26 protein-coding genes and 1 tRNA gene are annotated in these 24,637 nt (G+C 69.6%); 14 read left to right on the top strand and 13 right to left on the bottom strand.

Going from position 1 to position 24,637, the window contains the following annotated elements:
- Positions 1 to 64: 64 nt before the first annotated feature.
- Together grpE and dnaK are read right to left on the bottom strand one after the other, a co-directional pair.
- Positions 65 to 718 (bottom strand): nucleotide exchange factor GrpE, encoded by a 654-nt coding sequence (grpE, locus tag ACZ68P_RS09490; protein ID WP_365712978.1) that lies wholly within the window; start codon positions 716 to 718, stop codon positions 65 to 67.
- Positions 718 to 2,562, bottom strand: coding sequence for a molecular chaperone DnaK (dnaK, locus tag ACZ68P_RS09485; protein ID WP_471004519.1), 1,845 nt, complete (start codon positions 2,560 to 2,562; stop codon positions 718 to 720). Before dnaK ends, grpE begins: the two co-directional genes overlap by 1 nt.
- Before the next feature lie 226 nt (positions 2,563 to 2,788).
- Here dnaK and ACZ68P_RS09480 point away from each other — a divergent pair, with 226 nt between their 5' ends.
- From ACZ68P_RS09480 to ACZ68P_RS09470, 3 genes are all read left to right on the top strand, one after another.
- Positions 2,789 to 3,415, top strand: a complete 627-nt coding sequence (locus ACZ68P_RS09480) for a sugar transferase (RefSeq protein ID WP_471004517.1) — start codon at positions 2,789 to 2,791, stop codon at positions 3,413 to 3,415.
- 143 nt (positions 3,416 to 3,558) lie between these two features.
- On the top strand, positions 3,559 to 5,817 hold the full coding sequence (locus ACZ68P_RS09475; protein WP_471004515.1) for a (Fe-S)-binding protein: 2,259 nt from the start codon (positions 3,559 to 3,561) through the stop codon (positions 5,815 to 5,817).
- 183 nt (positions 5,818 to 6,000) lie between these two features.
- On the top strand, positions 6,001 to 6,879 hold the full coding sequence (locus ACZ68P_RS09470) for a Yip1 family protein (protein WP_471004513.1): 879 nt from the start codon (positions 6,001 to 6,003) through the stop codon (positions 6,877 to 6,879).
- A gap of 137 nt (positions 6,880 to 7,016) precedes the next feature.
- Here ACZ68P_RS09470 and ACZ68P_RS09465 read toward each other — a convergent pair whose 3' ends face one another.
- Both ACZ68P_RS09465 and dcd read right to left on the bottom strand, forming a co-directional pair.
- Positions 7,017 to 7,514 carry a phosphoribosyltransferase gene (locus ACZ68P_RS09465; protein ID WP_471004511.1) on the bottom strand — a complete coding sequence of 166 codons (498 nt, stop codon included), beginning with the start codon at positions 7,512 to 7,514 and terminating at the stop codon, positions 7,017 to 7,019.
- 13 nt (positions 7,515 to 7,527) lie between these two features.
- Positions 7,528 to 8,103 carry a dCTP deaminase gene (gene dcd / locus ACZ68P_RS09460; RefSeq protein WP_365712993.1) on the bottom strand — a complete coding sequence of 192 codons (576 nt, stop codon included), beginning with the start codon at positions 8,101 to 8,103 and terminating at the stop codon, positions 7,528 to 7,530.
- Positions 8,104 to 8,495: 392 nt separating this feature from the next.
- On the opposite strand from dcd, the gene ACZ68P_RS09455 reads away from it, so the two are divergent.
- A tRNA-Gly gene (locus tag ACZ68P_RS09455) sits at positions 8,496 to 8,569 on the top strand.
- Positions 8,570 to 8,637: 68 nt separating this feature from the next.
- On the opposite strand, the gene ACZ68P_RS09450 is transcribed toward ACZ68P_RS09455, so the two are convergent.
- A complete protein-coding gene (locus ACZ68P_RS09450; RefSeq protein ID WP_471004509.1) occupies positions 8,638 to 9,081 on the bottom strand; it encodes a PIN domain-containing protein in 444 nt (147 codons plus the stop codon).
- A complete protein-coding gene (locus tag ACZ68P_RS09445; protein WP_327375385.1) occupies positions 9,078 to 9,341 on the bottom strand; it encodes a ribbon-helix-helix domain-containing protein in 264 nt (87 codons plus the stop codon). Before ACZ68P_RS09445 ends, ACZ68P_RS09450 begins: the two co-directional genes overlap by 4 nt.
- Positions 9,342 to 9,387: 46 nt before the next feature.
- On the opposite strand from ACZ68P_RS09445, the gene ACZ68P_RS09440 reads away from it, so the two are divergent.
- Positions 9,388 to 9,522 carry a hypothetical protein gene (locus ACZ68P_RS09440; RefSeq protein ID WP_471004506.1) on the top strand — a complete coding sequence of 45 codons (135 nt, stop codon included), beginning with the start codon at positions 9,388 to 9,390 and terminating at the stop codon, positions 9,520 to 9,522.
- Between the two features lie 269 nt (positions 9,523 to 9,791).
- Here ACZ68P_RS09440 and ACZ68P_RS09435 read toward each other — a convergent pair whose 3' ends face one another.
- Positions 9,792 to 11,066 (bottom strand): M23 family metallopeptidase, encoded by a 1,275-nt coding sequence (locus ACZ68P_RS09435; protein WP_471004504.1) that lies wholly within the window; start codon positions 11,064 to 11,066, stop codon positions 9,792 to 9,794.
- Between the two features lie 599 nt (positions 11,067 to 11,665).
- Between ACZ68P_RS09435 and ACZ68P_RS09430 the strand changes: the two genes are divergently transcribed.
- A complete protein-coding gene (locus ACZ68P_RS09430; RefSeq protein ID WP_471004502.1) occupies positions 11,666 to 12,013 on the top strand; it encodes a transcriptional regulator in 348 nt (115 codons plus the stop codon).
- The gene (locus ACZ68P_RS09425) at positions 12,010 to 12,681 is read left to right on the top strand and encodes a nucleotidyl transferase AbiEii/AbiGii toxin family protein (protein ID WP_471004500.1); all 672 of its coding nucleotides are present in this window, start codon (positions 12,010 to 12,012) and stop codon (positions 12,679 to 12,681) included. Before ACZ68P_RS09430 ends, ACZ68P_RS09425 begins: the two co-directional genes overlap by 4 nt.
- Positions 12,682 to 12,957: 276 nt before the next feature.
- On the opposite strand, the gene ACZ68P_RS09420 is transcribed toward ACZ68P_RS09425, so the two are convergent.
- The gene (locus ACZ68P_RS09420; RefSeq protein WP_471004498.1) at positions 12,958 to 13,638 is read right to left on the bottom strand and encodes a DUF4386 domain-containing protein; all 681 of its coding nucleotides are present in this window, start codon (positions 13,636 to 13,638) and stop codon (positions 12,958 to 12,960) included.
- A 142-nt stretch (positions 13,639 to 13,780) separates the two neighbouring features.
- On the opposite strand from ACZ68P_RS09420, the gene ACZ68P_RS09415 reads away from it, so the two are divergent.
- Positions 13,781 to 14,464: a TetR/AcrR family transcriptional regulator gene (locus tag ACZ68P_RS09415; protein ID WP_471004496.1), complete on the top strand. Its 684-nt coding sequence runs from the start codon at positions 13,781 to 13,783 to the stop codon at positions 14,462 to 14,464.
- 302 nt (positions 14,465 to 14,766) lie between these two features.
- Here ACZ68P_RS09415 and ACZ68P_RS09410 read toward each other — a convergent pair whose 3' ends face one another.
- A complete protein-coding gene (locus ACZ68P_RS09410; RefSeq protein ID WP_471004494.1) occupies positions 14,767 to 15,561 on the bottom strand; it encodes an alpha/beta fold hydrolase in 795 nt (264 codons plus the stop codon).
- A gap of 138 nt (positions 15,562 to 15,699) precedes the next feature.
- Here ACZ68P_RS09410 and ACZ68P_RS09405 point away from each other — a divergent pair, with 138 nt between their 5' ends.
- The gene (locus ACZ68P_RS09405) at positions 15,700 to 16,323 is read left to right on the top strand and encodes a TetR/AcrR family transcriptional regulator (RefSeq protein ID WP_471004492.1); all 624 of its coding nucleotides are present in this window, start codon (positions 15,700 to 15,702) and stop codon (positions 16,321 to 16,323) included.
- A 66-nt stretch (positions 16,324 to 16,389) separates the two neighbouring features.
- Here ACZ68P_RS09405 and ACZ68P_RS09400 read toward each other — a convergent pair whose 3' ends face one another.
- The 4 genes from ACZ68P_RS09400 to ACZ68P_RS09385 all read right to left on the bottom strand — a co-directional run bounded on the left by ACZ68P_RS09400 (position 16,390) and on the right by ACZ68P_RS09385 (position 19,924).
- A complete protein-coding gene (locus tag ACZ68P_RS09400) occupies positions 16,390 to 16,950 on the bottom strand; it encodes a GNAT family N-acetyltransferase (RefSeq protein WP_471004490.1) in 561 nt (186 codons plus the stop codon).
- Between the two features lie 174 nt (positions 16,951 to 17,124).
- Positions 17,125 to 18,114 carry a LuxR C-terminal-related transcriptional regulator gene (locus ACZ68P_RS09395; RefSeq protein ID WP_471004488.1) on the bottom strand — a complete coding sequence of 330 codons (990 nt, stop codon included), beginning with the start codon at positions 18,112 to 18,114 and terminating at the stop codon, positions 17,125 to 17,127.
- A gap of 274 nt (positions 18,115 to 18,388) precedes the next feature.
- Positions 18,389 to 18,604, bottom strand: a complete 216-nt coding sequence (locus ACZ68P_RS09390) for a DUF6243 family protein (RefSeq protein WP_471004486.1) — start codon at positions 18,602 to 18,604, stop codon at positions 18,389 to 18,391.
- A gap of 324 nt (positions 18,605 to 18,928) precedes the next feature.
- Positions 18,929 to 19,924, bottom strand: coding sequence for a helix-turn-helix transcriptional regulator (locus ACZ68P_RS09385; RefSeq protein ID WP_471004484.1), 996 nt, complete (start codon positions 19,922 to 19,924; stop codon positions 18,929 to 18,931).
- A gap of 218 nt (positions 19,925 to 20,142) precedes the next feature.
- On the opposite strand from ACZ68P_RS09385, the gene ACZ68P_RS09380 reads away from it, so the two are divergent.
- From ACZ68P_RS09380 to ACZ68P_RS09360, 5 genes are all read left to right on the top strand, one after another.
- On the top strand, positions 20,143 to 20,535 hold the full coding sequence (locus ACZ68P_RS09380; RefSeq protein WP_471004482.1) for a hypothetical protein: 393 nt from the start codon (positions 20,143 to 20,145) through the stop codon (positions 20,533 to 20,535).
- A gap of 99 nt (positions 20,536 to 20,634) precedes the next feature.
- Positions 20,635 to 20,805 (top strand): hypothetical protein, encoded by a 171-nt coding sequence (locus ACZ68P_RS09375; protein ID WP_471004480.1) that lies wholly within the window; start codon positions 20,635 to 20,637, stop codon positions 20,803 to 20,805.
- A 598-nt stretch (positions 20,806 to 21,403) separates the two neighbouring features.
- Positions 21,404 to 21,859, top strand: a complete 456-nt coding sequence (locus ACZ68P_RS09370; protein ID WP_471004478.1) for a hypothetical protein — start codon at positions 21,404 to 21,406, stop codon at positions 21,857 to 21,859.
- A 116-nt stretch (positions 21,860 to 21,975) separates the two neighbouring features.
- The gene (locus tag ACZ68P_RS09365; RefSeq protein WP_471004476.1) at positions 21,976 to 23,241 is read left to right on the top strand and encodes an FG-GAP-like repeat-containing protein; all 1,266 of its coding nucleotides are present in this window, start codon (positions 21,976 to 21,978) and stop codon (positions 23,239 to 23,241) included.
- A gap of 237 nt (positions 23,242 to 23,478) precedes the next feature.
- Positions 23,479 to 24,603, top strand: coding sequence for an FG-GAP-like repeat-containing protein (locus ACZ68P_RS09360; RefSeq protein WP_471004474.1), 1,125 nt, complete (start codon positions 23,479 to 23,481; stop codon positions 24,601 to 24,603).
- Positions 24,604 to 24,637: the final 34 nt, after the last annotated feature.

Below are 24,637 nucleotides of genomic sequence, written 5' to 3'. Positions count from 1 at the left end.
GGACGATCTTCACGTCGGCCCGCAGGGGGTGCGATCCGGCTCCGCGTGTGCTCGCGGGGTCGTGTCACGCACTCTCTTCGGGGCCACCGCTCTCCTCGTCTGCCGACTTCTCTTCCTTCGCGGCCGGCGTCGCCCCGGGCTGGGGCTCGGCCACCGCCACGCGCGCGGGCCTGATGGTCCGCTCGCCGATTCGGTACCCCGGCTGCAGGATCGCCACGCAGGTCGTCTCGGTGACGTCCGGCGCGTACGAGTGCATCAGGGCCTCGTGGATCGTCGGGTCGAAGGGCTCGCCCTCCTTGCCGAACTGCTGGAGTCCCATCTTGGCGACGACGGTCTCCAGCGATTCGGCCACCGACTTGAACCCGCCCACGAGTTCGCCGTGGTCCCGGGCCCTGCCGACGTCGTCGAGCACAGGCAGGAGCTCGGACAGGAGGCTCGCGATGGCGATCTCCTTGACCGTGACCCGGTCCCGCTCCACGCGGCGGCGGTAGTTCTGGTACTCGGCCTGGAGCCGCTGGAGGTCCGCGGTGCGCTCACCGAGCGCGCTGCGGAGCTGGTCCAGCTGGGCCGTCAGGCCGGCCGTCTGGGCTGCGTCCCCGGCCGGGGCCGCCGAGCCCTCCTCCTGCGAGGGGGTCTCGGCGGCCTCGACGGCGTCGTCAGATTCGGCGCCGGAGGGGACGTCGGGCTTCTCCTCGAAGCCCGGGGTCTCCTCCGTCATCAGACAGCGCCGCCCTTCGGCTTCTCGTCGTCGACGATCTCGGCGTCGACGACGTCGTCGTCGGCCTTGGCGTCGGCGCCCGGGGCCTCGCCGCCCGTGGCCTGCGAGGCCTGGGCGTCGGCGTACATCGCCTGGCCGAGCTTTTGGGAGACGGCCGCGACCTTCTCGGTGGCCGTACGGATCTCCGCGGTGTCCTCGCCCTTGAGCTTCTCCTTCAGCTCGGCGACGGCGGTCTCGACCTCGGTCTTGACGTCACCGGGGACCTTGTCCTCGTTGTCCTTGAGGAACTTCTCCGTCTGGTAGACGAGCTGCTCGCCCTGGTTGCGGGACTCGGCGGCCTCGCGACGACGGTGGTCCTCGTCCGCGTACTGCTCGGCCTCCTGGCGCATCCGGTCGACCTCGTCCTTCGGCAGCGAGGAGCCGCCGGTGACGGTCATCTTCTGCTCCTTGCCCGTGCCCAGGTCCTTCGCGGTCACGTGCATGATGCCGTTGGCGTCGATGTCGAAGGCGACCTCGATCTGCGGGACGCCACGCGGCGCCGGCGGCAGACCGGTCAGCTCGAACATGCCGAGCTTCTTGTTGTACGCCGCGATCTCGCGCTCGCCCTGGTAGACCTGGATCTGCACGGACGGCTGGTTGTCCTCGGCCGTCGTGAAGATCTCGGACCGCTTGGTCGGGATCGTGGTGTTGCGCTCGATGAGCTTGGTCATGATGCCGCCCTTGGTCTCGATACCGAGGGACAGCGGGGTGACGTCGAGGAGCAGGACGTCCTTGACCTCACCCTTCAGGACACCGGCCTGCAGGGCGGCGCCGATGGCGACGACCTCGTCCGGGTTCACACCCTTGTTGGCCTCCTGGCCGCCGGTCAGCTCCTTGACGAGCTCGGCGACGGCGGGCATACGGGTGGAGCCACCGACGAGAACGACGTGGTCGATCTCGGAGAGCTGGATGCCCGCGTCCTTGATGACGTTGTGGAACGGGGTCTTGCAGCGCTCGAGCAGGTCGGCCGTGAGCTGCTGGAACTGCGCCCGGGTGAGCTTCTCCTCCAGGTGCAGCGGGCCCTCGGCGGAGGCCGTGATGTACGGCAGGTTGATCGACGTCTCGGTGGAGGACGACAGCTCGATCTTCGCCTTCTCCGCGGCCTCGCGGAGACGCTGGAGAGCCATCTTGTCCTTGGCCAGGTCGACGCCGTGACCGTTGGCGAACTGCTTCACCAGGTAGTCGACGACACGCTGGTCCCAGTCGTCACCACCGAGGTGGTTGTCACCGTTGGTGGCCTTCACCTCGACGACGCCGTCGCCGATCTCCAGGAGCGACACGTCGAAGGTGCCGCCACCGAGGTCGAAGACGAGGATCGTCTGGTCGTCCTTGTCGAGGCCGTAGGCCAGGGCGGCCGCGGTCGGCTCGTTGACGATGCGCAGGACGTTGAGGCCCGCGATCTCACCGGCCTCCTTCGTCGCCTGACGCTCGGAGTCGTTGAAGTACGCCGGGACGGTGATGACCGCGTCGACGACCTTCTCGCCCAGGTAGGCCTCGGCGTCGCGCTTCAGCTTCTGCAGGATGAAGGCGCTCATCTGCTGCGGGTTGAAGCTCTTGCCGTCGATGTCGATCTTCCAGTCGGTGCCCATGTGGCGCTTGACCGACCGGATGGTCCTGTCGACGTTCGTGACCGCCTGGCGCTTGGCGACCTCGCCGACGAGCACCTCACCGTTCTTCGCGAAGGCGACGACGGACGGCGTGGTCCTGGCGCCCTCGGCGTTGGTGATGACGGTGGGCTCGCCGCCTTCCAGAACGCTGACGACGGAGTTAGTCGTGCCCAGGTCGATGCCGACCGCACGTGCCATTTCGATTCCTCCAGCTACCGACTTGAGTGGAACTGACTCAAGGATGCACCACGGGCCCCATCGCGTCAACAGACCTGAGCGTCCCCGACTCAACTCTTCGTCCTGCGGATGGCTCAAAGGGGGCCGTCCGACCGGCCCTCGGGCGCGTCGGTCCCCCGGCCCGGACACCGCTCCGTGAGAGAGTCCGATACCTCACGAATATCCCACGAAAGGGTGTGGTGGGGGCATGACGGCCAAGCGCGCACTCGACCTCATGGGCGGACTGACCCTGCTGCTCCTCCTGTCCCCCCTCCTCCTCGGCGTCGCCCTGCTCCTCGCCACGCGCCCGGCGGGCGAGGGGCGGCGCCCCGACGGCGAACGGGCCCACGGCGGGGGCGGACGCCCCGGGCGCACCGAGCCCTCCGAACCCCCGGAGCGCCCCGAGCGCCCCGAGCGCCCCGGCAAGGAGGAGCGCCCCGGCGCGGTGCTGTGCCGGCGGACGATGGCCGGCCGCCAGGGCAGGACGTTCCGGATACTGACCTTCCGCACGCCCGGACCGTTCGCCGCGCTGCCGCTGCTGCTCCACGTCGTCCGGGGGGAGATGTCCCTCGTGGGCCCCTGCCCGCTGGTCCCCGGCCACCGCGAATGCGCGGGCGAGGCCCGCCGCCGTCTCTCCGTACGCCCGGGGGTCACCGGCCTGTGGCAGGTCAGCGGCCGTTCGGAGCTGCCGTGGGAGGAGCGCGAACTGCTCGACCTCCACTATGTGGACCACCACTGGCTCGGCATGGATCTGGCCATCCTGGCGCGTACGCTTCCAGCAGTCCGCAGACGTCGCGCGACGGCGGGAACCACTCCGCCGGCAAGGCTTGCCTGAGCGACACAGATCACCGCGGGCGCCGCTACAGCGGGGCGCCCCGAAGCGGTAATCTCAGCACGGACTGAATAAGTTACCGCTTAGTAGTGCCACACTCGGCAGTGTCGGCACTCCGCCTCGCAGGCCCGCCCGAGGAGCCCCTCATGCAACTCGCCGCGATCGTCGTGTCGATCGTCATCACGGTGGTGGCCGTCGCGCTGTTCGGGCGCGCCATCGCGCAGATCTACCGCTTCGTGAAGCTCGGTCAGCCCGTCCCCACGGGCACCCGCACCGGCGACCCCACGCAGCGCACCCTCACCCTGGCCAAGGAGTTCCTCGGCCACACCCGCATGAACCGCTGGGGCATCGTCGGCGTGGCGCACTGGTTCGTGGCGGTGGGCTTCTTCTCGCTGCTGCTCACCATCGTCAACGCCTTCGGCCAGCTGTTCCAGGCCGACTGGCTGATCCCGGTCATCGGTGACTGGCTGCCCTACGAGGTCTTCACCGAGTTCCTCGGCCTGATGACCGTCCTCGGCATCCTCACCCTGATCGTGATCCGGCAGCTGAACCGGCCGGGCGGGGCGGGCCGCAAGTCCCGCTTCACCGGCTCGAAGACCGGCCAGGCGTACTTCGTCGAGGCCGTCATCCTGATCGTCGGCGTCTGCATCATGACGCTGCGCGCCCTCGAAGGCGTCCAGCACCACGTGACGAGCTGGGAGCCCGGCTTCTTCGCCTCGTACCCGCTCATCGCCGCCCTCGACGGGCTGGACCTGAACACGATCCAGCACCTCACCTACTTCTTCGCGGCGCTCAAGATCGTCACGTCCTTCACCTGGATGATCACGGTCTCGCTCAACACGAACATGGGCGTGGCCTGGCACCGTTTCCTCGGCTTCCCGAACATCTGGTTCAAGCGGAACGCCGACGGCTCCACCGCGCTCGGCCCGCTCCTGCCGATGACGACGGCCGGCAAGGAGATCGACTGGGAGGACCCGGCCGAGGACGCCGTCTTCGGTGTCTCCCAGGTCGAGCAGTTCTCCTGGAAGGGCATCCTCGACTTCTCCACCTGCACCGAGTGCGGCCGCTGTCAGTCGCAGTGCCCCGCCTGGAACACGGGCAAGCCGCTCTCCCCCAAGCTCCTGATCATGTCGCTGCGCGACCACGCGCACGCCAAGGCCCCGTACCTGCTGGCCGGCGGCGGCAAGGACATGGAGGGCAACGAGCGGGCGTCCGAGGAGCAGCTGAAGGACGTCCCGGCATCCGCCCTCGCCGAGGCCGAGCGCCCGCTGATCGGCACCGCCGAGGAGAACGGCGTCATCGACCCGGACGTCCTGTGGTCCTGCACCACCTGCGGCGCCTGCGTCGAGCAGTGCCCGGTCGACATCGAGCACATCGACCACATCGTCGACATGCGCCGCTACCAGGTGATGATCGAGTCCGCCTTCCCCTCGGAGGCCGGCACGATGCTCAAGAACCTGGAGAAGAAGGGCAACCCCTGGGGCCTGGCCAAGAAGCAGCGCGTCGAGTGGACCAAGGAGGTCGACTTCGAGGTCCCGATCGTCGGCAAGGACGTCGAGGACCTCACCGAGGTCGACTACCTCTACTGGGTCGGCTGCGCCGGCGCCCTGGAGGACCGGGCCAAGAAGACCACCAAGGCCTTCGCCGAACTGCTGCACATGGCGGGCGTCAAGTTCGCGATCATGGGTGGCGAGGAGAAGTGCACCGGTGACTCGCCCCGCCGCCTGGGCAACGAGCCGCTGTTCCAGCAGCTCGGCCAGGAGAACGTCGCCATGCTCAACATGGCGTTCGGCGAGGACGACGAGGACGAGTCGACCAAGAAGCCGAAGTCGGCGAAGAAGATCGTCGCCACCTGCCCGCACTGCTTCAACACGATCGCGAACGAGTACCCGCAGCTGGGCGGCGAGTTCGAGGTCATCCACCACACGCAGCTGCTCCAGCACCTCATCGACGAGGGCAAGCTGATCCCGGTGACGCCCGTCGACGGTCTGATCACCTACCACGACCCGTGCTACCTGGGCCGCCACAACAAGGTCTACACGCCCCCGCGCGAGATCATGTCGGCCGTCCCCGGCCTGCGCCAGCAGGAGATGCACCGCCACAAGGAGCGCGGCTTCTGCTGCGGCGCCGGCGGCGCGCGGATGTGGATGGAGGAGCGGATCGGCAAGCGCATCAACAACGAGCGCGTCGACGAGGCCCTGTCCCTCAACCCCGACATCGTCTCCACCGCCTGCCCGTTCTGCCTCGTCATGCTGACCGACTCGGTCAACGGCAAGAAGAACGACGGCAAGGCCAAGGAGTCCGTCCAGGTCGTGGACGTGGCCCAGCTGCTCCTCGACTCGGTGAAGAAGCCGGTCGAAGAGCTGCCGGCCGAGCCCGAGCCGGAGCCGGAGCCCGCGCAGTAGTCCCGTACCGCCGTCCGTACGAGAGGGCCGTCCCGCGATCCGGCGGGGCGGCCCTCCCGTCGTCTCCGGGGCCCGCCCCGCGCCCCTGACGGCCCCGGGGTACCCCTTAGGGGATGTCACAGCTCAGCGGCAAGGTCGGTGCTGATCGAGCCCCTCGCGGCGCGACCGGGTACGTTCGATGACGTGGCTGGATTCAGGAACGGACGCGGCCGGGACAACCGCCCCCCGCAACAACGACCGCAGCAGGCGCCGAACGGGTACAACGCGGCCCCGCCGCCGTACCCGCAGCAGCAGTGGCCCCAGCAGGGCCCCGGCGGACAGCAGTACGGGCAGAACTACGGGCAACAGCAGGCGTACGGCGAGCCGGAGTACTTCGGCGACCCGCACGCACCACACCCGCAGCACGCCCCGCAGCCGCACCCGGGCGCGGCGGACAACCCGGGCCACACACGGGCGTTCAGCATCCACGACGACCCGTACGGCGACGGCGCCTCCTACCAGGCCGCCCCCGCCCCCACGGGCCCCCGGCTGCCCTGGAAGGCCCTGCTGAGCGGCATCGTGCTGCGCCCCGCGCCGACGTTCCTGCAGATGCGGGACTACGCCGTCTGGGGCCCCGCGCTCGTCGTGACCTTCCTCTACGGCCTGCTCGCCATCTTCGGCTTCGACCAGGCGCGCGACGAGGCGATCAACGCGACCCTGTCGACGGCGATCCCGTACGTCCTGATGACCGGCGTCGGCTTCGTCGTCGGCGGACTGATCCTGGGCGCCGTCACCCACACGCTGGCCCGCCAGCTCGGCGGCGACGGCTCCTGGCAGCCGACCGTGGGCCTGTCGATGCTGATCATGTCGATCACGGACGCCCCCCGGCTGATCTTCGCGATGTTCCTGGGCGGCGAGAACGGCCTGGTGCAGGTGCTCGGCTGGATCACCTGGCTGGCGGCGGGCGCGCTGCTCACCGCCATGGTGAGCCGCTCGCACGACCTGCCGTGGCCGAAGGCGCTGGGCGCGTCGGCGATCCAACTGGTCGCGCTGCTCTCGATCATCAAGCTGGGCACGCTGTAGGGACCCCACGAAACGCACGAGAGGGGCCTCACCGGCTGCGGTGGGGCCCCTCTCCTGTGCCTGGGCGTCACGTCAGCCTGGCCGCCTCGTACGCCCGGGTGCCGCTCGTCGGGCGGCCGGGGGGCAGGCGGCGCGGCTCAGGCGTCGAGGATCTGGCCCTCGCGCTGGATGACGGGCGGCAAGACCGACCAGGGGAAGTTGATCCACTCGTCGGTCTTCTTCCACACGTACTCGCACTTCACGAGCGAGTGCGACTTCTCGTAGACGACCGCGGAACGGACCTCGGCGACGTGGTCGACGCAGAAGTCGTGCACGAGCTTGAGGGTCTTGCCGGTGTCGGCGACGTCGTCGGCGATCAGGACCTTCTTGTCGGAGAAGTCGATCGCGTTCGGGACGGGCGCCAGCATGACCGGCATCTCCAGGGTGGTCCCGACGCCGGTGTAGAACTCCACGTTCACGAGGTGGATGTTCTTGCAGTCCAGCGCGTAGGCCAGCCCGCCGGCGACGAAGACGCCGCCGCGGGCGATGGAGAGCACGATGTCGGGCTCGTAGCCGTCGTCGGCGATGCTCTGGGCGAGCTCGCGGACGGCGATCCCGAAGCCCTCGTACGTCAGGTTCTCGCGTACTTCACTCATGACGACAGCCGCCTCACACCTGGGACCGATGGAAGTTCAGGAACGACCGGGAGGCCGTCGGCCCCCGCTGCCCCTGGTAGCGCGAGCCGTACCGCTCGCTGCCGTACGGGAACTCGGCGGGCGAGCTCAGCCGGAACATGCACAGCTGACCGATCTTCATCCCCGGCCACAGCTTGATCGGCAGGGTCGCGAGGTTCGACAGCTCCAGGGTCACGTGCCCGGAGAACCCGGGGTCGATGAACCCGGCGGTCGAGTGCGTGACGAGCCCGAGCCGCCCGAGGGAGCTCTTGCCCTCCAGGCGCGACGCGATGTCGTCGGGCAGTGAGATGACCTCGTAGGTCGAGGCGAGTACGAACTCACCGGGGTGGAGGATGAACGCCTCGTCGCCCTCCGGCTCGACCTCACGCGTCAGGTCGAGCTGCTCGACGGCGGGGTCGATGTGGGGGTAGCGGTGGTTCTCGAACACCCGGAAGAAGCGGTCAAGCCGCACGTCGATGCTCGAGGGCTGCACCATGGATTCGTCGTACGGGTCGATGCGTACCCGTCCGGCGTCGATCTCGGCCCGGATGTCCTTGTCTGAGAGAAGCACCCCCCCACGATACGCAGAGGGCGCGGGCCCGCCCCACTCGGGCAGGGACCGCGCCCACGGACATCACCGCTGCTCAAGCTCCACGGGCACCGCATGCCGCAACCGCGCACACCGCGGACACCGGACGAGCCGCCCGGGCCCGATCCGCCCGGCCCCGAGCTGCTGCAGCGGGAACGAAGCGGTACTGAACACGTGCCCTTCGGCACAACGGACGACGGTGCGCTCCATCGAACCCATCAAGTCCCTTCCCCGACAAGTGCTGGACGAGACAGCCACATTAGGGGACCAAGAGGACACCGCTCCAGGCGGCACTCCGCGATGACGGGCTTCGCCGCGAACATCGGCATGGGGTACAGTGTCCGAGTCTGCGGTACCGATCTTCGGTCCGCCGCGCGGATGTAGTTTAATGGTAGAACATGAGCTTCCCAAGCTTATAGCGCGGGTTCGATTCCCGTCATCCGCTCCACAGCAAAGCCCCAGGTCAGAGACCTGGGGCTTGCTTGTTGCCTTGAACTCCCAGATGGCACTGCCGATTCAGAGCGGGAGATCATCAGGCAGGACACGGAACGCCTTGTGCCGCCCCAGGGGGCGTACGGCGCGGAAGTCCCGGCGGTCCAGGGTGAGGATTGCGGCGGTGTCGTAGTCCGCGGCCAGGGACACGTTCACCGCGTCCGCGAGATCGAGATCCAGCCCCCGGTAACGCACGCGAACGGATTGGGCGACGCTCAGATGGGTCTCGGTGATCTCGGGCACCGAGACCCTGCCTCGGCGCATCCAGCCGCGAATGTCGTCGATCGCGCTCAACGCGGCCTCGCGGCCGAGTTCACGGGTGGCCACGTGGTCGAGCTCGGCAAGCAGAAGCGGAGACATGACCAGGAGTCCTGCGGCCATGATCGCCTCCTGCGCCGCCTCGTGCTCGGGATGTGTGGAGTCGAGCGCGGCCAACAGGCCGGACGTGTCGGCGATGACGATGATCACGCGACTGTGGCTCCAGGGGTGGCGTCACGCTGGACGGCGTCGGCGACGACGTCACGGATCTCGCCCTTGGCGAGGGTGCGCCCCGGGCCCGCGAAGGTACGGGAGAACAGCGGCTCGTCCCAGACACGGTTGGCCATGGCGGCAAGGTGGATGCCCTGCCGGATGATCTCGGCTTCGCTTATACCGCGACGCTTGGCCGCTTCCTTGATGATCGCGAGGTCTTCCGGGTCGGCGTAGACGTTGGTGCGCTTCATCGACATGTACCAAGACTAACCCATGTACCGGTTTGATGTACGGAATGGGCGCGTGACATCGGGCAAGCTCGATGACACCACCTACCTCGCCGCCCTCCTGGTCGCCCTCGGCGAAACCGGCGGCCGGGTACGCCGGCGCTGGACGACCCGGCGGCACCGTGAAGCAGTGAAGACCCGTCTCCCATGACGCCCCTCGGGATGCCGTGCCACAACGTGCCAGTAGGAGCGGTACATGGCGGTCAACAAGGGGCTCACCGGAACGTCCGACACTACTCCCTGTGGGTGTTTTCCCAGGTCATCGGCTATGCGCGGACCAAGTACCGGGTGATTCCCAAGCTTATAGCGCGGGTTCGATTCCCGTCATCCGCTCGTGAACGAAGCCCCAGGTCAGAGACCTGGGGCTTCGTCGTTGTCCGGGGCTCTCCGGGCGTCACGCGCCGGGCCGGCCGGGAGCGGTCAGAACTCCAGCACCTCACGGTCGAGCGGATAGCGCGCGTGGTGGAGGCCGTCGTACGGCGAGGGCGTGATCGGGAGGACGCCGGTCGGCTGGGTGCCCAGGTTGTCGTCCCAGAGGCGGGGGTCGACGTGTCCGACGACGCGGAACTTCCGGAAGGTGAACGGCGGACTGTCGGTCGGGAAGAACTCGGGCGTGGTCGTCACCTGGAAGTGCAGGTGCGGCGTGGTCGAGTTGCCGCTGTTGCCGATCAGCCCGAGGACCCGGCCGGGTTCGACGTGGTCGCCTTCCCGGACCTTGAGCGAGCCGGGCGTCAGGTGGGCGTAGAGCAGGTAGCGGCCGGGCGCGACCTCCACGGTGACGTGGTTGCCGACAGTCTCCCCGATCGGCGGGACCGGCGGCGTGACGGGCGGCGTGTTGTCCGGGATCCCGTCCTGGATTTCCACCACCCTGCCGCCCGCCGCCGCCACGACGGGCTGCCGGTAGCTCAGGTAGCTGGTGAGCAGCGCGGGATCGCCCTCCCACGTCTGTCCCTGCTCGCCGACCCGGTACCAGTCGATCGCGAAGCGCTGCGGCACGTAGAAGCGGCCGTTGATCGGGCCGAGGCCGCGCCGGTGGTGGGTGTTGCCGCAGCACGACTCGCTGGAGTACCAGGTGCCGGGACGGACCGGCGCGTCGAGGTTCAGCGGCGCGGTGCGGTCGGTCGGGGTGATCTGGACCGTCTCCTCGAACGGGGAGGAGCCGGAGGCGGTGAGGACGGCACCCGAGAGGTGGTGCTCGAGGACCTTGGGCACCCGCTGACCGTGGTCGAGGACCAGGTCGAGCCAGACGACCCACTGCTGGGAGCCCGGAATGACGGTCGGCGTCGGCCCCGGGGGCGCCGGCGTGTACCCGTCCGCCCCCGGCAGGGGGTCGCCCACCGGGTTGGCGGCATCGGCCAGCGCCTGCCCGCTCAGCGAGCCCACCACCCGGTGCGTGCGGGCGTCCCTCACCTCGACCCGGTCCAGCCGCACCCGTGCGCTGCTGGGCAGCGCGTTCGTGGTCAGCAGTTCGTACGAGAGGTGCGTCTTGCCGTCCGTGGCGCGGAACGGCGCCGGTTCGGTCATCACGGCCGCCGTCAACGGCGTGAACTGGGGGCCGGGCGCCGGCGTGGTCGGGCCGGTCCCGTATCCGGGTGCCGTTGAAGCCGTCAGCATGCCGACCGCGAGCACGGCGGCGGCGAGCCCGCGACGTAGCGGGCCGCGGCCGGTGCGGTTGCGAGGGTGGCGCTCTGCCATGGTGCTCTTCCAGTCGTCGGGTCCGGGACCGTGAAGGGCACCGGCACGCCCCACGCCGAGGCGCAGGCCCATGTAATCCGGCCGAGCGGCGCACCCGGCGGACGGCGCCGGAGTCATGCGCCGAACTACACCCGTCCAGCCGCACCGGACCGCCGAGCGGGGGCCGGCGCGTGCCCCATCCGTGCCCTCCAGGGCGGTGAACAGCGGTCACCACGGGTGTGAGCAGAGCCTCCCGGAAGGACCCGCGAAGAGGCATGTCCGCAGGTCAGAGGCTGTATGGACGGCCATAGCAGCGGTGATTCCCAGCTTGTAGCGCGGGTTCGATTCCCGTCATCCTCTCTTGACGAAGCCCCGGGTCAGCGACCTGGGGCTTCGTCGTTGGCAGGCCGGTCTCACCGTTCGTACACCCTTCAGCCCCGCGAGAGGGGGCACGCGGAGGGGCATGAACATCGCATCGTCTCGCCGGAGACGTCGCATCCATACTCTGACCTGCCCTTACGACGGAGTGAGCGCCACTGCGGCCAGGCGGAAGCTCTGAGCCGGGTGCTACCTGTACCGGAAACAGGAGCCGCCTCGCCCTCCTGCGGAATAATCGAGACATGGCAGCCGCACCCAGCGTTCCCGAGCTCCGCCGCACCAGATTCGCCAGGCGGCTTCCCGCCAAGCTCTCGGAGCTCGGCGGCCCCGCCCACGGCCACGTCGACCTTCCGCTGCACCTCGCGTGGTCCGGCCTGTCTCGGTTCGACCTCGACCAGCCCCGATTGCGGATGAGCTGCTATCGGATCGTGCTGGCCGAAGGGCAGCACGATGACCTGGTTCAATACCTGAACCGGGAACTGCTCGTCGCCATGTGGCCCGCCCTGCGCACACTGATCAGCCGGGACATCCGCGATGTCTGGGAGGACGCCTTCGACGAACTGAGGCCCGACGCCCAGGCTGCTGCGTGAATCTCACGGAATTGCACCGGCGGCTCCTCGCGGATGTCCTCGCCGTGGGCGATGTCTACCCGCTCGTGCTCACGGGTGGCTACGCCGTCCAGGCACACGGACTGGTCGACCGGCTCAGCAAGGACCTCGATGTCGCCACCGAGAACCCGGAACCGATGGAGAAGATCGCCGCCGCCGTGCGCGCCGGGCTGGAACAACGCGGCTGGCAGGTACGAGCGTTGGAAACCGACCCGCTGTCCGCGCGGCTGATCGTCACCGACAACTCCACGGGCGAGGAGTGCGAGGTCGATGTCCTCAAGGAAGCACTCTGGCGTCCGCCTGTGAGGACTCGGCACGGCTTGGTGCTTTCCCTGGAGGACGTGGTCGGCACGAAGGTTCGCGCGCTGGCAGACCGGGGCCTGGCGCGTGACCTGATCGACGTCCGAGCGGCAAGGGATCGCTGGAGTCACATCGAGCTCGAAGAGCTCGGCCGCCGCCACGCCCGTGACAGCTTCGACCTCTCCGACCTTCAGGCCCGGCTCGCCGGTGCGGACTGGATCGATGACACCGAATTCGCGGCCTACGGACTCGACGACCAGCAGACCATCGAGCTGCGCCGGTGGGCTCAGGAGTGGGCCGATGACATCGCCGACAGACTCCAGGAAGCGGAAAGCCCACCCGACGACTGATCACCGGGCATCCGGCCCGCGGAGGAAGCGCCCCATCTCCGAGGAAGCCGGTCGTGCCCCATCCGTGCCCTTCGAGGCGGTGAACAGCGGTCACCACGGAGATCGCCGAGCCAGCGAGAAGCGCCACGAGAGGAACCGTTTCTGCAGGTCAGGCAGGGGGTGACCAAGCTGGTCCTCGGTGATTCCCAAGCTCGTAGCGCGGGTTCGATTCCCGTCATCCGCTCGTGAACGAAGCCCCAGGTCAGCGACCTGGGGCTTCGTCGTTGCCGGGATCCCTCAGACCTTCACGACGGCGGCGACGACCACGTCTCCGTCCGCCCGGGACGCGGCGCCTGTGCCGGGCCCGAATCCCCTGACGATCAGCCGGCCGGCCAGTGCCAGCTCCCAGGCGAACACCGGGAGCGCGGCGGCCGCCCCCGCCACGGAGAGCTGCGCGTAGGCCCCGAACATCACGGCGACGGCCGAGGCGCAGATCAGTGGTCCGCCGACCAGTCCGAGCACCGCGATGAAGCGCGGTACGAGCCGGGCGCGGTACGCGATGTACGCGAGCAGGACGGTGTTCAGGCCGAGGGCGATGTTGGGCCCGAGCAGGAACGTCCAATCGTGCACCGCCACCAGCGCGGCGTCGGCGCCGCCCGCCGCCCCCGCGTCCCGCCGCAGGGTGACGAGCGCCAGGACCGCGACGATCCCGAGGGCGATGACGGCCGCCTCGAGCAGCCGCCCGAAGGCGTACCCGAGCGCGAGCCCCTCGCCGTGGCGCCGCAGGACGGGGAACAGCGCCGCCCCGGTACCGGCCACCGCCACCACCAGCACCACCTCGCAGAGCGCCCCGAGCAGTGCCCGCGTGTCGGCGCCCTGGGCGAGCCGGCCGTCCGCGGCGCCCAGCAGGGGGCGGTACAGGATCGCCCCGGCTATCGCCGCGGCCTCGGTCAACAGGAACAGCGACCCGGTGGCCACCGCGGTTCTCCGGTCCGGACTCATCTTCTCCAGTACCCCTCACTCGAAGCCTGGTGTACGCCGTACACCTGCCAGCGACCATAGGTGTACGACGTACACTCGTCAAGGAGACAGTGGTCGAGGAGGGAAGGGCCGAACCGGAATGACCCGGCAGGAAGCCGCACGCGCGCAACGGATCCCCCTGAACAGGGACCGCGTCCTGCGCGCGGCCGTCGCGCTCGCCGACACCACCGGCATCGACGCGCTCAGCATGCGCAGGCTCGCCCAGGAGCTGGACGTCGTACCGATGGCTCTCTACAAGCACGTGGCCAACAAGGAGGAGCTGCTCGACGGCATGGCCGACGCCGTCGTCGGCGAGATCGACCCGCCGGCCGAGGGCCCCGACTGGCGGGGCGTGGTCCGCGGGCGGATCCTCTCGGCCCGGCGGGTCCTGCTGCGCCACCCCTGGGCGGTCCGGGTCATCGAGTCGCGGACCGCCCCCACCCCGGCCGTGCTCGCGTACCTGGACTCGATGGCCGGGAGCTTCCGGGGCGGTGGCCTCTCCGCCGACCTGACGCACCACGTCATGCACGCGATGGGCAGCCGCCTCCTCGGCTTCAGCCAGGAACTGTTCGACACCTCGGGCCCCTCCGGCCCGCCGGACCCCGGGTCGGCGGCGCACTACCCGAACATCGCGGAACTGGCCGCGACGGCCGCACACGACGGGGGGTCCACGGTGGGTGGCGGCTGCGACGACCAGTTCGAGTTCGAATTCGCCCTTGACCTCCTCCTGGACGGCTTCGAAAACCTCCGCCGCCAGGGCTGGACGTCCGCGCGGAAGGCGTAGCGGGTGTGGGGGGCTGATCCAGCGCCGGAAGAAGCCCTCCGAGCCCTTCCGGGCGGTGAACAGCGGTGCCGCCGCGCGGGTGGTCGAGCGGCCCCGCGATGGGCGATGCCCCCCGGGGCAACGGGAGCGCGGAACACCCGAGGGGGAGGCCGGCCGGCCTCCCCCTCGGCGAACAGGTGGCGCCGCATGCCCCGGGCGCCGGAACGGGCGACGTTCTGCCGGACGATCTCATCGTCCTGCTCGGCAGGACCCCCTGCGGCGCTCTGTAGGGCCCAGACCGGCGAAGACCCTGCTCATGCCTGCTATCCGGCGGCGAGGAAGGCCGTCAGGGCCGGGGCGAGGAGCTTCGGGTCGATGTCGTGCTCCTGGCCGGGGAAGACCTGGAGGGTGAAGTTCTCTCCGATCGCGGCCAGTTCGCGTGCGCCGGTGAGCATGTGCGGGGCGCCCGCGTCGCCGCTGCCGACGAGGACCGGGACCGTCACCGTCCGCCAGCGGTCGCCGGTCAGGGGGCGGCCGGACATGGTCTCGCCCATGATCCGTCCGTCGTAGGGCAGCGTGGGGGCGGTGGCCTCCATGTCCGCCCAGAAGGGGGCCTGTCGCATGCCGGCGACGACCTCGGCCGGCAGGCCCACGGCCGCGGTCATGAAGTAGGCCACCGCGTCGCCGCACGCGCCCTGCGCCACGAGTCCTTCCAAGTGGGGGACGTAGTCGGCGGGCAGCGGCGGACGGCTGTCGTCGGTGACGAAGGGCGGCTCGTACAGGGCGAGCCGGGTCACGGCGCTGCCCCGGGCCGCGGCCTCAAGGGCCAGCACGGCGCCGGAGGACATACCGAAGAGCATGGCCTCGCCGCCGGCGTGCTCGATCAGCGCGTCCAGGTCCTCGACCTCACGCCGTACGTCGTAGGACGGCCCGTCGCCGCTGTCGCCACGGCCCCGCCGGTCGTAGGTGAGCACCGTGAAGTGGTCGGCGAGCAGAGCGGCGAGTTCCGCGGACGCGTGCCGTGTCATGAAGGCGCCGCCGACGAGCACCAGCGCGGGGCCGGAGCCCCGCTGCTCGAACGCGATGGCCGTGCCGTCGGCCGAGAAGACCTTGTCCATGTGCAACCCCCCATAGGTACGCGGTCCGGCCGGAAGCCTCCACCGCTTCGGAACTGGACGGTACAGTACCGATTCGAGTACTGGTCAGTCCAGTACTCTTCGGGAGACCGGGAAGACGAAGGGCAAGAGGAGTCGGCAATGGACAGCCGTTCGGCACGCAAGCACCAGGCGATCCTGGACGCCGCGACCACCGTGTTCCTGGACAAGGGGTACGCGGGAACGAGCATGGACGACATCGCGAAGCTGGCCGCGGTCTCCAAGCAGACCGTCTACAAGCACTTCGCGGACAAGGAGAAGCTCTTCTCCGAGATCATCCTGGCGACCACCGACCGTATCGACGGCATGATCGAGCTGGTGGCCGACGTCCCCGCCACGGCCGGCGAACTGGACGAGAACCTGACCCGTCTCGCCCGCCGGCTCCTGGCGGCCCTCACCCGACCCGAGGTCATCCGGCTCCGCCGGCTGATCATCGCCAACGCCGACGCCTTCCCCACGCTCGGCGCCGCCTGGTACGAGCAGGGCTTCGAGCGGGTCCTGGTCACCCTGGCCGCCACCTTCCGGCGCCTCACCGACGAGGACGTAATCCGCACCGACGACCCCGTGCTGGCCGCGCACCACTTCGCGGGGCTCCTGCTGTGGATCCCCGTGAACCAGGCCATGTTCCACGGCAGCGCCCGGCACACGGAAGCCGACCTCGACCTCTACGCGACAGCCGGCGTGCGTACCTTCCTCGCGGCGTACCGCGCTCCGGTCACCTCGTAAGCTGCGGCGGCCACGCCCTCTCCCGGTAGCACGCGAAGACCGGGCCGCACGCCGGTCCGCCGACGTCTATCGAGACCGCTCCCACTGGGCCCGGGAGAGTTCGTACTCGACTTCCCCGTGCTCGGAGCCCTCGATCTGCTCCGGCCAGTCCCCGGTGAAGTGCCGGACGAAGGACAGGCCCGACTTCTCCATGACGCGACGGGAGCGGGTGTTGACGGCCATCGTGTTGGCGGTGACCCGCTCCACCTCCAGGTCCGTGAACCCCTTGTGGACCAGGGCCCGCGACCCCTCGGTGGCGTAGCCGTGTCCCCACGCCGCCCGGTTCAGGCGGTAGCCGAGTTCCACCACGGCGGAGCTGCCCTCCTGCAACGGCCGGAACTCGAACCAGCCCAGGAAGGCGCCGGTGGGCTTCTCCTGCGCGGCCCAGTAGCCGCGGGCCCTCCAGCACGGGTAGTCGTGCAGGAGCCGCGGGAGACTTCTCGTCTCGATCACTTCCCTGCTCGTGGGGCGGCCGCCGTTGATGAAGCGCATGACCTCGGGGTCGTTGTCCAGGGCGAGCAGATGGTCGATGTCGGCCGCCGTGAACGCGCGCAGGACGAGCCGGTCGGTCTCCAGGAAGGGGGGCATGCCACGATCGTCACCGGCGGCGGACCGGCCCTGCCACCGATTTTCCGGTCGCGGAGGGACGGGGCCTGGCCGGAGAGCAAGAAGGTCATCGCTGTCGGTGAGCGGCGAGAAGGACGGCGATGTGGTGCGCGGTGCACCTTCTTCGCACCACCCCGCGTTCCGGGCGCCTCCCGGTCAGCGGGCGGGGAGCCAGCCCTGCTGGACCGAGCGGACACCTGCCTCGAAGCGGCTGCGCGCCCCCAGTCGCTCCATGAGGTCGCTCGCCAGGCGGCGGGCGGTGCGTGGGGACACGCCGAGGCGCGTCGCGATCGCCTCGTCGGTGCAGCCCTTGGCGAGAAGCTCGATCACACTCTGCTCCTGGGCGCTGAGCCCCCGATCATTGACGCCGGCCGTGTCGCCCAGCGGCTGAGCGGCATCCCACACGCGCTCGAACAGGGCGCAGAGCGCCGTGAGCGTGCCCTGACCGGTCAGGACGACGGCGCCTGCCGCGGTGTCGTCGCTGCTCACCGGAATCACGGCGGTGGCCCGGTCGACCACGATCATGCGGGTGGGCAGCGAGGGGACGGTACGGACCTGGCCACCGAGGTCGGCGAGCCAGTTCAGGTACGCGACCGTATGGGGGCTGTTGCGAACGCTCTCGAGGTAGACCGTGCGCATCCGGACGCCGCGTTCCAGAAGGTCGCGGTTGAGCGGCTTGGCCGCCTCGATGTGTTCGGGCTTCTGGGCGCCGGCAGGCGCGAACGTCATGACCTCCTCGCGCATGTCCCGGGTCAGTCGCCTCAGGTGGTCACGGATCTGGTCGATGCCGATGAGCTGCTCGACGCCCGGGTGCATGTGGTCGGGGCGCAGATCGGCGTAGTCGGCGATGAGCTGGGCCGCTGCGATGCGGGAAGCCTCGACCTGCAGCTGTTGAGCGGCGAGCTCCTCCTGTTGCCGAGCCATCAGGATCTCCATCCCGATGTCGGGGGAGACAGCCCGCAGCCCTTCGTGTTCGCCGGACGGGCGCAGGAGAGACAGCTCGCTCAGGGTGTCCACGGCTTGGCGTACGACCGTCAGGGTCGTCCCGAGACGCTCGGCGAGGGCGCTCAGGCCCTCCTGTGGATGAGCGAGCATGCCGCGGTACACGGCTTCCGACATGGCATCAAGGCCGAGTGCGGTGCGCATGCGGTGCCCCCTTGTGGCAGCTGGCGGTGATCGCACGACTGTAGGGCAGCGCCGCAGGGCCAGGCAGGGGCTTGTTCAGGCCACTGGCCGGAGCGACATCAACGGTGACCCGTGTATCTGTCACACAACGAAGCCCCAGGTCGGCGACCTGGGGCTTCATTCGTGTCCTGACCTCTTCGGACCCGCGCGCCATTCGCGTGCCCGTAAGGGTCCGACGCCGGGGCCGCCGCACCTGTGGCTGCCCGGTGCGCTGCCACCCCACGGCGGCGGGGCGTCAGCTCTGTGCGGTGTCGTCGCCCGTCCGACCGGCGGCCTCGGCCGACTCCGCCTTCTCGCGCATCTTGCGCACCAGCTCCGCCTTCTTGTCGGCGGCACCCTGACGGTCGAGATTACGGTGCGGGCCGTTGTTCTGCCTTTCGGCGCGGGACAGCCTCTTGCGCTGGCCGCCGCCCTGGCCCACGGGGTTGTTGATGTTCTTGCTCACGGTCATGGGTTCTCCCGGTAACGATGTGAAGTGATCTACGGACGCATCGGTGGGGGACGGGCGCGGCGACGTCGAAGGACGTCAGCGGGAGCCCGTCACGCTCTCACTCGTAAATCGGCGTCTGGAAGAACATGCCAAAGACGTTACCCGGTCCCGCCGACCCCGCACACCAAGCATGCGCCGCCCCCGACTGCGGGAGCGCGCCGGCGCAGGTGATCGGGGGCGGGCGCGTACGCGTCCGCGTGATCGGTTCTACGAAGGCCCAGGTCAGCGACCTGGGGCTTCGTCGTCGTCCAGTCGTCCAGGCCTGTCAGGGCCCGGCGCGACCCGTCAGGCCGACTGGGGAAGCCAGCCCTGCTGGACCGCGCGGGCGCCCGCTTCGAAGCGACTGCGGGCGCCGAGCCGGTCGATGAGGTCGGTGGCGATGCGCCGGGCCGTGCGGGAGGAGACTCCCAGGCGTTTGGCTATGGCGTCGTCCGTGTGACCGGCGGCAAGGAGCTGGAGCGTCGCGCTCTGCTGGGCGGTGAGGCCGTGTTCGTCATGCACGGAGCCGCTGCCGAGAGGCTGGGCCGAGGACCAGATGGTCTCGAAGAGCGCGCAGAGGGCGGTGACGATGCCGTCGCTCGTCAGGACCACCGCTCCGACCGCCGTGTCCTGGCTGGCGAGTGGAATGACCGCGGTCTTGCGGTCGATCACGATCATCCGGGTCGGCAGCATCGGCGCCGTGCGCACCTGGGCGCCGCGTGTGGTGAGCCAGTCCGCGTACCCGAGGGTCGGTTCGTCGTTGCGGACGCTGTCGAGGTAGACCGTGCGCATGCGGACGCCGCGGTCGAAGAGTTCCTGGTCCAGCGGACGGGACGCTTCCATGGCTTCGGCGGTCTGGGCTCCGTCGGTGTTCAACCCCAGCACCTCCTCCTGTACGTCCCGGGTCAGGATCGCGAGGCGTTCGCGGATCTGGTCGAGGCCGTCGAGCTGTTCCACGCCGGGTCCGCTGACCGTGGGCGTCAGGGTCGCGTAGTCGGCGATGAGACGAGCCGCCGCCTCCCTTGAGGCTTCGAGGCGTTGCTGGCGTGCGGCGAGTTCGGCCTGCTGGCGGGCCATCAGGACCTCCATGCCGAGGGCCGGCGGCACGGCCCTCAGCTGGCTGCGGGATTCGTACGACGGCCGGATCAGCGTCAGTTCGCTGAGTGTGTCCAACGCGGTGCGGACCTGGCCCTCGGCCAGATCCAGGTTCTCGGCGATGGCCCGCACGCCGTGCTGTGGGTGGGCGAGCATGATCCGGTAGACAGCCTCTGCCGTGCTGTCCAGGCCCAATTCGACGAGCATCTCTAACATCCCCCCCGGAACGTCTTCGACAGGTAGATCGACGGACGAGGATCATGCCAGGTACACCCATCGGGTGACCAGGCAGAAAAGATTGTTCCAACCCCCTGGCCGATTCCGGACTTGGGGTTGTACCAACCCCTTGGCCTGTTCCGGCCATGTCCCCAATCGGCCCGAAAGCGGGCAGGTCAACGGCTGCCGCAGCTGAAAGCCTGACGGACATGTATCTCGTTCACGTCCATCTGCGCCGACCCGTGGGCGGTCACGTTCCCGAGGAGATCGGCGTCTGGGTGAGCGACGTCGCCGCCTTCGGGCGAGTCGAGCACGTCGCCGTGCACCTCACGACTCCCGCCCGCCCCGTCCTGGGCGTCTACCTGCTCGCCGACCGCCTGGAGGAGGCCGAGGAGCTGGCGCTGACGGCCTGTCGGCGGGTGGTGGCCGAACGGCCCGAGCTGCGGGGGTGGCAGGTCGTCGAGGGATACGTGCCGCTCCTCGCCCCCGTCTACGAATCCTTCGTCGGCGTTGCCGGTCCGGTCGCCGTGGACGAAACCGTCCAGGGCCGATTCCGTCCACAGGAAACCTCTTCTCCCGGGCCTGAGCTGGGGGAAAGCTAGAACTCGCCGCCGGGGAAACCCGGTCGGGCCACTGGATGCGGCATCACCGCGGGATGCGATCCGGAGTCCTACCGCCCACTCAGGAAAAGGAACCACGTCATGCTGCGCACCCGTATCGCCGAGACCGCCGCGGTCACCGTCCTCGCCCTCGGCGCCGTCCTCCTCGGCACCGCCGCCGCGACCGCCGCGGCGGGTTCCGAGTCCGTCGTCGCCACTGCGACCACGGACGCTCCTCCGGCCACAGGGACCGACAACATGACCTGGCAGTAGCAGTGCCCGCCCGCCGGGGCGGATTCCCTGACGAGAGCGCGTCCGGCCACCTGACGCGACCGCGGCCCGAGGTCCTCGCCGCCGCCCCTCGACCCGTCCTCACCGCTTCGCCACCGGGAGGTTTGTCATGCCCAAGCCCTTCACCTCCCGCCGAAGCGCCGTCCTCGCCTTGTCGATCACCTCCGACGACTTCGTGATCTGGGGCTAGGTCCCACGCCCGGCCTTCACCCCTCATCGGCCCCCGCAGAGGAATCGAGCCACCATGCCGTCCGTCAGCTCCCGCACTCGTTCCCCCCGGCGCCTCGCCGCAGCCGTTCTGATCGCCGTCGGACTCACCGGCCCGCTCACCGCCTGCGGAAGCTCCCAACCGTCACCTCCCCATGCCCTGACCGCGGGCGCCGCACCGGCCCAGACCGCCGCTCCCGGCGGCTCGAAGCCGTCGGCCACCTCGCCGGCCGCCCGGTCACCGCAGGCGGTGCTCCCTCCGAAGCGCGGGGGCACCCCCGACGAACCCCAGGGTTCGCGGACGGCTCCGCACGCCCCGGCTCCGATTCCCACCCCGCCCGCGGGGCAGGCGCAGCGTCTCCCCGAGGGACGGTTGACAGTCGCCGACACCGCGCGGCTCACGGTCGAGATCGACGGCCTGCCGGCCTCACCCCGGCTGGTCTCCGGCGGCGCACCGGTGGAGTTCACCGTGACGCTGCGCAACTCCGGGGACACCGACTTCCCGTTGATCGCCCCCGTGGTGCGGTTCGACCAGTACGACGGCGGGCTCGCGCCCCTCGGATCCGTCCCCGGCCGCCTGGAGCGCTTCGATCCGGCCACCCACGCCTGGCAGCCCGCCCCGCTGCCGCAGGCATCGGGCATGGACTATCTTCTCGCCGCCACCGGCGGTGCGCCCCTGCCCAGGGACGCGGTGACGAGGATCCGTTACCGGGTCGCGCTCGACGCCGGTCTGCGCGCCGGTGTCACGGAACTCCAGGTGCATGCCGTCTCCCAGCCGTCCAACCAGCAGGCCGGCGTGGCCGCGGCCAAGGTGGCCATCGCCCCCTGAGCCGTCCGTGACCGGCAGCTCCCTCGCCCGACCGACCGCTCCTCACACACCCGGCACCACCCCGGCACCCACGTGCCCACACGAACTTCACCATGCCCGAAAACAGGAGAAAAACCATGTCAAAGCTCGCTCTTCGCCGCACGCTGCAGGCCATGCTCGCCACCGCGGCCCTCGCTCCCGCCCTCGTCTTCGCCGGCGCTCATCCCGCCTCGGCCAGTGTGGGCACCACGATCACGGGCATAGCCGAGCAGAACCTCGGCAACGGGCCGTGCGACACGAACAGCGCAGGAGGCTCCGGCTACTACGGGAGTTGCTCGGAAGCGTGGTGCGCCGACTTCGCGAAGTGGGTCTGGGCCCAGGCCGGTGTGAACGTCACCGGTCTCACCGCGGCAGCCGGAAGCTTCGGCCAGTACAACGGTGGACTCCAGAGCACCCCGCACGTCGGTGACGCGGTGGTCTTCAACTACAACGGCGCCGGATACGCCGACCACGTGGCGCTGGTGAAGTCCATCAACGCCGACGGCACCATCACCACCATCGGCGGCAACCAGAGCGGCGCCGTGACCTACGGCACCATCAGCAACGGTTACTACAACTCCCAGAAGGTGAGCGGCTACGTCTCGCCGATCGGCGGGGTGGACCCCGCGCCTGCCCCGGTCTTCACGCAGACGGCCGCGGCGGACTTCAACGGTGACGGCGAGGCGGACATCATCGCCCGCGACGCCTCGGCGACGCTGAAGATCTGGACCCACAACCCGGGCGGCTACTTCAACTCCCCGGTCAACGTCACCGGCGGCTGGAACTTCACCCAGACCGTGGCCGCCGACTTCAACGGCGACGCGAAGGCCGACATCATCGCCAAGGACGCCAACGGCAACCTCAAGATCTGGGCCGGCCGCGGCAACGGCACCTTCAACGCCGCCGTGAACGTCACCGCGGGCTGGAACTTCACCCAGACCGCCGCCGCCGACTTCGACGGCAACGGCAAGACCGACCTCATCGCCAAGGACACCGACGGCAACCTCAAGATCTGGGCCGGCCGAGGCGACGGCACCTTCAACGCCGCAGCGCACCTCTCCGCCGGCTGGAACTTCACCCAGACCGCCGCCGCCGACTTCAACGAAGACGGCCAGGCCGACATCATCGCCAAGGACACCAACGGCAACCTCAAGATGTGGACCCACAACCCCGGCGGCTACTTCAACGCCCCCGTCCACGTCACCGCAGGCTGGAACTACTCCCAGACCACCGCCGCCGACTTCGACGGCAACGGCAAGGCCGACCTCATCGCCCGCAACGACACCACCGGCGACCTCACCATCTGGGCCGGCCACGGCGACACCACCTTCGGCACCGCCGCCAAGCTCACCGGCGGCTGGTAACCACCACACCAGAACCGAGCTGCCCGGTGGCCGGTGAACACCACACCGGCACCCAGCTCACCGGCGGCCGGTGACCACCTTCGGCGCCCCGCCCGGATCACCGGCACCCGGTGACCCATGCACCCACCTTCGCCGGTGCCGTACGGACGTGATCGGTACGGCACCGGCCCCCGGCCCGCGACGCGGCCGGTCCTCCTCGCTCTTCTCCCCGCTCTCCGCCCGGAAGGTTCCTTCGCCATGCCCTCTCGCACCTCCACCGTCCGCCGCCGTACGCTCGCCCTCTCCCTCGCGACCTGCTCCGCGATCGTCGCGCTCGGCGGCGCGGCCGGAAGCTCCCACGCCGCCTCGATCAGTACGTGGGAGAAGCTCGCCGCGTGCGAGAGTGGCGGCAACTGGTCGATCAACACCGGCAACGGCTATTACGGAGGCATCCAGTTCAGCCTCGCCACCTGGCAGTCGATCGGCGGAACGCAGTACGCCGCCTACCCGCACCAGGCCACGAAGAACGAGCAGATCCTGATGGGCGAGAAGCTCCTCGACGCCGCGGGCGAGAACCAGTGGCCCGTCTGCGGCCCTCAGGTGGGACTCGGTTCCGACCCCGCCGATCCGTTCCCCGTGGACGTACCCCCGGCCGCGGTGTACACGCAGACGGCGGCGGCGGACTTCAACGGTGACGGCGAGGCGGACATCATCGCCCGCGACGCCTCGGCGACGCTGAAGATTTGGACCCACAACCCGGGCGGCTACTTCAACTCCCCGGTCAACGTCACCGGCGGCTGGAACTTCACCCAGACCGTGGCCGCCGACTTCAACGGCGACGCGAAGGCCGACATCATCGCCAAGGACGCCAACGGCAACCTCAAGATCTGGGCCGGCCGCGGCAACGGCACCTTCAACGCCGCCGTGAACGTCACCGCGGGCTGGAACTTCACCCAGACCGCCGCCGCCGACTTCGACGGCAACGGCAAGACCGACCTCATCGCCAAGGACACCGACGGCAACCTCAAGATCTGGGCCGGCCGAGGCGACGGCACCTTCAACGCCGCAGCGCACCTCTCCGCCGGCTGGAACTTCACCCAGACCGCCGCCGCCGACTTCAACGAAGACGGCCAGGCCGACATCATCGCCAAGGACACCAACGGCAACCTCAAGATGTGGACCCACAACCCCGGCGGCTACTTCAACGCCCCCGTCCACGTCACCGCAGGCTGGAACTACTCCCAGACCACCGCCGCCGACTTCGACGGCAACGGCAAGGCCGACCTCATCGCCCGCAACGACACCACCGGCGACCTCACCATCTGGGCCGGCCACGGCGACACCACCTTCGGCACCGCCGCCAAGGTCACCGGCGGCTGGTAACCACCAGACTGGCGGCAGCGCTCAAGACTTCGAC

This window comes from Streptomyces sp. NPDC036822 (genome assembly GCF_055609145.1).
This window is presented reverse-complemented; position numbering and strand designations above follow the sequence as displayed.